This is a genomic window from Chloroflexus islandicus, from assembly GCF_001650695.1.
GTDB lineage: Bacteria > Chloroflexota > Chloroflexia > Chloroflexales > Chloroflexaceae > Chloroflexus > Chloroflexus islandicus.
The window spans coordinates 43,773-50,570 of the sequence record NZ_LWQS01000058.1 but is presented as its reverse complement, the minus strand read 5'-3'; the positions used below and the strand labels follow the sequence as shown (position 1 = coordinate 50,570).

The following is a 6,798-nucleotide window of genomic DNA, read 5'->3' as shown; positions in this document are numbered from 1 at the left end:
GGGGGGGGGGGGGGGGGGCCGGGGGGGGGGGGGGGGGGGGGGGCACAGCGGCGCTGTGCCCCTACCCCACCCCGCCGCCCAAACCACTCACAACTCCCACCGGCGCAGCTCTTCCAGCCAGCGGTGGCTGGTCAAATCCATCTGCACCGGCGTCAAGCTGGCGTAGCCTTCACTGATCGCCGCGATGTCGGTGCCCTCTTCGCAGTGGTCTTCCGGCTCGGCCCCGTCGATCCAGTAGTATGGCCGCCCGCGCGGGTCGTAGCGCACGACCAGCTCGTCGCGGTAGACGCGGCGGCCCAGCCGGCCCGCTTTGATCCCGCGCAGCTCGCCGGGAGCGACCACCGGGATGTTGAGATTGAGCAGCACTTCCGGCGGTAAACCGCGCTCGCGAATGATCGTCACCAACCGCCGCACCGCTACCTGCGCCGCCCGAAAGTCCCACTGGCCGTCTTTGGGCCGCACTTGCGAGACCGCTAACCCCGGTATCCCGAAGACGATGCCCTCCATCGCCGCAGCGACGGTGCCGGAGTAGAGCAGGTCGGTGCCGAGATTAGCTCCCAGATTGATCCCCGATACCACCAGATCGGGTTTGCGGTCGAGCAGGCCCATCACCGCGAGCGCCACGCAATCTGCCGGCGTGCCGTCGCAGATCAGCGCCGGCGAACCGTCGCTCAGCGTTCCTTCCCACGCCCGCAGCGGGTCGAACAGTTTGCGGTAGTGGCCGGCGGCGCTCCAGTTGCGGTCAGGGGCAACCACCGCCACCTCGCCGATTTCGCTCAACACGGCGCGCAATGCCGCTAACCCCGGACTTTGGTAGCCATCGTCGTTGGTGACAAGAATGTACATACGTGGTGTCCTTATGTGAAATGCCTGCGGTATGCCGGCGCCCACGCGCCGGTTGGTCAACTGGCCATGGTCGAACTCCCTCCATTCTACCGAGACTGTCCGTGATGAGGCAAGCGTCCGTTGGCCGCAAAGGGTTCAAACGCCAAGGCGCAAAGCGAGCAAAGGCGCAGAGGATGTAAACGCAAAGGCGCGAAGGACGCAGAGGGCGCAAAGGGTTTTGGGATATTCGTAGCGCCGCACGGCCGTGCGGCTCCACCCAACGGTTGTGGAGATCACCCGTAGAGCCGCACGGCCGTGCGGTTCCACCCGATGCGCCAAGAACGCAAAGACGCAGAGGATTCAAACGCAAAGGCGCCAAGCACGCAGAGGGCGCAGAGGGTTTTGTGTCACCGCTCACCCTTCCCCTCCGCGTCCTCTGCGCTCTCTGCGGTAAATATAACTCTCCTCACTCCTTCGGCAATTCAATATCAGTCAAGCGCACCGTCTTGCGGCCCTGAAACTTGATCGTCTTTTGGCCCTCGCTTGACATTTGGCCCTGTTGTTCGAGGTTGGCAATCTCTTGCTGCATCGTCGCCGCTAACTCCACTTCCCCCTGATTGAGCAGGCGCGTCACCGCGCTCTTCAGCTTCTGCGTTGCGCCGCTCACATCGCCGGCGGCAAGGTCTTGCAAGGCGCGGGTCTGGAGCTTAAACGCGCTCACCTTTTCGACAATGTTCATCACCGCCGGATTCACTTGCTGCAATTGGGATTGGTCGGCGGTGAAGGTGAGCATAATGTCGATCTTGGCCTTTTCGCCGGCCAGCCGCAACGCCGGCGCGTCGTAGCTCAGTTCGGCTTGCCCGATCCGGTAGGTGCCGAGCGGACGCGGATCGACCAGCAGCTCGATCAGCAAGGCGCGCGCCTGTGAGCTTTCGAGTTCGCCGAGATTGACGCTCACTGCCCGATCGCTGATCGGCTGGTAGCCGAGGTTGTCGATCAGCGGCGTCACTTGCCAGACGGCGCGCGGCGTCACGCCTTGCACTAAGCGCAGGGTGAGCACGCTGTTCTGAATGACGGTCTGTTGGGCGCGTTGGACGGTGTGCTGGAAGTAGTTGACGATTTCGCTCGGTTGGGCGATGTAGTCGGCCACGCCTTTCGAGCGATTCGCCATCTCGATCAGCAGGTCTTCGTTCCAGTCTTTGCCGATGCCGAGCGCGGTGATCGGAATGCCGAGCCGGCCCGCATCTTCGGCCCGCAGCAGACATTCCTTCTCGTGCTCGGTTTGGCCGTCGGTGAGCAGGATCAGGCGGCGCACGCCGGCAGGCATCTTTTGCAGTTCTTGCAACCCCTTCTCGACTGCCGGCGCAATCCGGGTGCCGCCGGCATCGCGGATGCGGTGAACGAGATCGAGAATGGCGGCCCGGTTGCGCACCGGTTGCGCCGGCACAATCACTTCGGTGCGGTGATCGAAGATCACGATCGCGATCGAGTCTTGCTGGTCGAGTTGCTCGATCGCCTTCACCACCGCCTGCCGCAGCCGTTCGATCTTCTCGCCCTTCATCGAACCGCTGCGGTCGAGCACAAAGCAGACGTTGACCGGCATCCGCACTTGCGTCATCTGTGGCGCCGGCTGCGCTTCGAGCAAGATGTACGCCACCTGCGGCGTAGTCGTAGCCGCCAAAAAGGGACGCGCCAGCGCGGCGCGCAGATTCACTTCTCCTGCCATAGCCAACTCCTCGTCGTAACCGGCTCGCCCGGTTGGCGAACGGCCCCGACGTATGCGACGATGCGATAGCGGCGGCGGTTGCAATTAATTGTATTGTACCGCACCCCGCCAGAGATCGCACCCCCGTAGAGCCGCACGGCTGTGCGGCTCCAACCAACAGTTGTGGGGATCAACCGTAGAGCCGCACGGCTGTACGGCTCCAACCAACAGTTGTGGGGATCAACCGTAGCGCCGCACGGCTGTGCGGCTCCCACAGCGCGCCGCAACCAGCGCACTGCTGGCTCTGCCTGATCACCGCAGATACCGCAACACCCGCCGGTTCAGCAGATCGCTGAGCAACAGCCGGTCGATCAACGGATCGCGCTGCAGCATGAGGTCAACTTCGGCGCTGCAATAGGGGCACGAGGCGATATGGTGGGCAAGAAGCGCTTGTTGGGCAGGAGACAAAAGACCTTGACAATAGTCAGCCAACTGCTCGGTCGAGGGGCAAAGAGCGCGGTAGAGACGGCGCCGCAACGCCTGTTGCATCGCGCGCAACGCCGCTACCCGTTGGCGGCACAGCTCACAGTGGCGTAAATGGTCAACGATGGCTTCATCAGCTTCGCCATCGGCAGCAGCAACAATCTCAGAGCCGGAAAGATGGGTTGCGCCGTCGCTCAATTGTTCTTCTTCCATACCGGCGCGCCTCCGTGAGCAACCAATTCAGCAGATGAACCTGCAAGCGTTTCCTGTTGAAAGAAACGCAAACGGGAACGTTTTTCACGTTCCCGCTTACACAAGATTTTCAGTATTGACCCTGAAGGTGCTAGGTATGGTTCAACACCGCTGTTCGATCCGCGTCAATCAGTCGCACTCGTGATCCATGCCCTTGCGTCACCGTATCGATCGCGCTTCAGCAGGAGATTGCTTCGGGCGCTGCGCGCCCTCGCAATGACAATCGGGAACGCCCACTGCGCGCCCTCGCGCCTTTTCATTAAAATCTCTGCGTCCTTTGCGCCTTTGCGTTTAAACCCTTTGCGTCCTCTGCGTCCTTTGCGCCTTTGCGTTTAAAACCTCTGCGCCTTTGCTCCCTTTGCGCCTTTACGTTCACGCCTGCGCAAACAGCGCCCGCAGGTGGTTATTGCGGCTCAGCCGGCTTAATACGTTGCGTTTGACGTTGTACACGTCGTAGACGCTCTCGAAAAGGGAGGCGTAGCGCTCGAAGATGGCGCGCGGCGTCAGGCCGAGCACGAACGAACCGTAGACCACCACCCGCTCGCTCTCGTTGTGCAATTGGCTGTCAATGAAACGCCAGAACTCTTGCCGATCGACCCGCTGCATCGCCTCTTCATCCGGCGAGAGGCGCGGCATGCGCTGTTCGCTGATCCGCTCCTCCGGCATCATCTCGGCCCACGACTGCGCCCGCACCGAGTCGATCACGACGCTTGACGCGCACAGTTGCAAGTATTGCAACAGCGAAGCCAGATTGGGGAACGAGGCGAAGCGTTCAGGCGTTACCGCGCGCCAAAACTTCGCGAACGCGCCCACGACAAAGTATTCGCTGCTCTCGCCGCTGCTGACAAACGCGCCGCTGCGCCGGATCCAACCCTCAACCAACGGGCTATAATGTTGAAAGAGATAATTCCACGCGGTTTCATCACGCTCAACCAGCGCCCGCCGGAATAACTCATAGCTGTAGCGCGAGTCGTGCGACTGGCCGCGGTAAAACCGCTCACTCTCAATCGCGCAACGACGGGCTAATTCTTCCACATCTATCGTGGCAAGGCCGGTCGCCGCTTCATCGCCCACGACTGACGCATGCAACGTTGCCGGTGAGTTCAAGGTGGTCATGGTAGGCGCAATCATCGATTTCCTCGCTTCGTATGCTCAACGTCTCCGCTTCGCGCCTCGGTGGCCGAAACAACCGGCGACACGATCGCTTGGTGTATGTCCCTCTGCGCTGCATTGTAGGAAGTTACGGCGCGATCGAGAAGTATGTAAGATGAGCAGGAGATGACAAATAAGGTTTAAAAATCGTAGCGATGTTGTTGCCCAATGATGCCCCGAATGAGACAATCGCATAGTTTAGCGACAAGACAATTGCTGAATAAACCATGAGTCATCTAACTATCAGCCCGCTATCCACTGAGATCCCCGCTCTGATCGATCCAGCGGTGTTGGCCCACCAGCAGCGCCACCCGCGCTACCGGCCTGATTTGCACCTGATCGCTGCCACCGAGAGCGGCGATCAGGCTATCGGTCTCGTCACCCATACACGCTGGCAACGCCAGCTCGCCCGGTTTGAGGTGGGCGAAGTGGAATTGGCCGGCAGTAACCATCCTGACCTCGTGGCTGCGCTGCTCGCCGCGGCTGCCGAGATTGCCGTCGCCGCCGGGATGGCATGGTTGCGTTGCCCATTGCCCCTGAGCGTAGCCGGCCAGTGGGGGATGATCCCGGCTACGCTGGATAGCCGGGTCGCGTGGCGCGGCGGTGATGGCTCGTTGGCGCTGGCCACCCTCGATGACGTGGCCGATTTGGTGGCGCTCGATCAGCACGCGCCCGCGCCCCGTTGCGTCATTCCGTTGCGCTACGAAGCCGATTGGCGCTGGCAGATCGCCGCGCAGCCGCCGCTGGTGGCGCGCGATCGGTTTGGGAATGTCACCGGCTATGCGATGCTGTACGGCGAATCGGTGATCGAGGGCCGTGCGGTTGATACCGGCGCGGCGCGCGCGTTGCTCAGCCGGTTGCCAAATACCGTGCGCGAGCTGTGGTTAACGCCCGATCACCCGCTGGCGCAGGCTGCGCTCGAATTAGGCGCAAGCGTGACCGTGCGCTTGCCGCCGGACGAAGCCGTGACGCCGGTCTGGATTGCGATCGATCCGCTCGCTGCGTTGCGTTCTCAGCAGCCGGCGCTGGCTGCGCGCTTGGCCGCTTCACGCTACGTCGGTTGGGAAGGCAGCATTGGCTTGCGCGGCGAGTGGGGATCGGCGCGGATTGAATGCCGCGCCGGGATGGTGCAGATCAGCGCTGGGGCCGGTATCGCCGATGTTGAGGTGGCGCAGATCACGATCGGCGGTCTCTCGGCGTTGCTGCTGGGCCGGCGCAGCGCGAGCGATCTGCGCGCGACCGGCGATCTGCGCTGCGCCAGCCATGAGGTGGGGGTGGTAGAGGCGCTCTTTCCGGCGGCGTGGTAGGGTCGAGCGCCGCTAGATTTCGCGCAACCGTTCCGCCGCCTGTTCAGGGGTCAGGTCGCGCTGGGGTTGGCCCAACATTTCGTAGCCGACCATAAACTTGCGCACGGTGGCCGAGCGCAGCAGCGGCGGGTAGAAGTGGGCATGCAGGTGCCAGCCATCATGTGCCAAGCCGTCGGTGGGACGCTGGTGGAAGCCCATGCTGTAGGGGAAGGTGACGTTAAACAGCCGGTCGTAGCGCGCGGTCAGTTCGCGCAAGATGGCAGCCAACCCCTCGCGTCCGGCTTCATCAAGATCGGGCAGCGCGCCGGTATGGCTGCGCGGCAGCACTAGCGTCTCGAACGGCCACACCGCCCAAAATGGCGCCAGCGCCACCCACGTCTCGTTGGCGCAGACGATCCGCTCGCCGGCGGCCAGCTCCAGCGCCAGATAGTCGCAGAGCAAGCAGCGGTTGTGCTCGTGCCAGTAGGCCGTCTGCGTCGCCAGCTCTTTGCGCATCTCGTTCGGCAATTGCTCATTGGCCCAGATCTGGCCGTGCGGATGCGGATTCGACGCCCCCATCATCGCGCCGCGGTTCTCGAAGATCAACACCGACTGCACCCAGTCGATTTCGCCCAATTCACGGTACTGCTCGGCCCAAACCTCAACCACCCGCCGCACATCGGCCTGTGACATCTGGGCCAGCGTCAGATCATGGCGCGGCGAGAAGCAGACTACCCGGCAGATGCCGCGCTCGGCTTCGGCGTGCAACAGCGCCGGGCCAATCTCGCCATCAACACCCGGTGCGCGGATACTGACCCGCTCGAGCGGAATATCCGGCAGCAACGCGGCAAAATCGTTCTCAAACACAAACGTCTCGGTGTAAGCTGGGTTCTGCGCCCCGTTGGCCCGCGTGTTGCCGGGGCAGAGGTAACAGTTCGGATCGTAAGCCGGCAACTCGGCGGGTGGCAACGTTTCCACCTGCCCCAGCCATGGGCGCTGCGTGCGGTGAGGCGAAACCAGCACCCACTCGCCGGTGAGCTGGTTGAGCCGGCGATGGGGCCGGCTAAAAAGTTCGTGATGGCGCATGCGCATCCT

General features: G+C 62.8%; 6 protein-coding genes. 1 reads left to right on the top strand and 5 read right to left on the bottom strand.

Going from position 1 to position 6,798, the window contains the following annotated elements; all coding sequences use genetic code 11:
• Nucleotides 1-87: 87 nt before the first annotated feature.
• The 4 genes from surE to A6A03_RS11345 all read right to left on the bottom strand — a co-directional run bounded on the left by surE (nucleotide 88) and on the right by A6A03_RS11345 (nucleotide 4,396).
• On the bottom strand, nucleotides 88-846 hold the full coding sequence (gene surE, locus A6A03_RS11360) for a 5'/3'-nucleotidase SurE (RefSeq protein ID WP_066788080.1): 759 nt from the start codon (nucleotides 844-846) through the stop codon (nucleotides 88-90).
• Nucleotides 847-1,291: 445 nt separating this feature from the next.
• Nucleotides 1,292-2,551, bottom strand: a complete 1,260-nt coding sequence (locus A6A03_RS11355) for a vWA domain-containing protein (protein WP_066788077.1) — start codon at nucleotides 2,549-2,551, stop codon at nucleotides 1,292-1,294.
• A 291-nt stretch (nucleotides 2,552-2,842) separates the two neighbouring features.
• Nucleotides 2,843-3,226 (bottom strand): zf-HC2 domain-containing protein, encoded by a 384-nt coding sequence (locus A6A03_RS11350; protein ID WP_066788074.1) that lies wholly within the window; start codon nucleotides 3,224-3,226, stop codon nucleotides 2,843-2,845.
• A gap of 411 nt (nucleotides 3,227-3,637) precedes the next feature.
• Entirely contained in the window at nucleotides 3,638-4,396 is a 759-nt protein-coding gene (locus tag A6A03_RS11345; RefSeq protein WP_066788071.1) for an RNA polymerase sigma factor, read from the bottom strand.
• A 248-nt stretch (nucleotides 4,397-4,644) separates the two neighbouring features.
• Here A6A03_RS11345 and A6A03_RS11340 point away from each other — a divergent pair, with 248 nt between their 5' ends.
• Nucleotides 4,645-5,724, top strand: a complete 1,080-nt coding sequence (locus A6A03_RS11340) for a sterol carrier protein domain-containing protein (protein WP_066788068.1) — start codon at nucleotides 4,645-4,647, stop codon at nucleotides 5,722-5,724.
• 12 nt (nucleotides 5,725-5,736) lie between these two features.
• On the opposite strand, the gene A6A03_RS11335 is transcribed toward A6A03_RS11340, so the two are convergent.
• Complete coding sequence (locus A6A03_RS11335) at nucleotides 5,737-6,789, bottom strand: UDP-glucose--hexose-1-phosphate uridylyltransferase (protein ID WP_066788065.1); 1,053 nt, start codon at nucleotides 6,787-6,789, stop codon at nucleotides 5,737-5,739.
• Nucleotides 6,790-6,798: the final 9 nt, after the last annotated feature.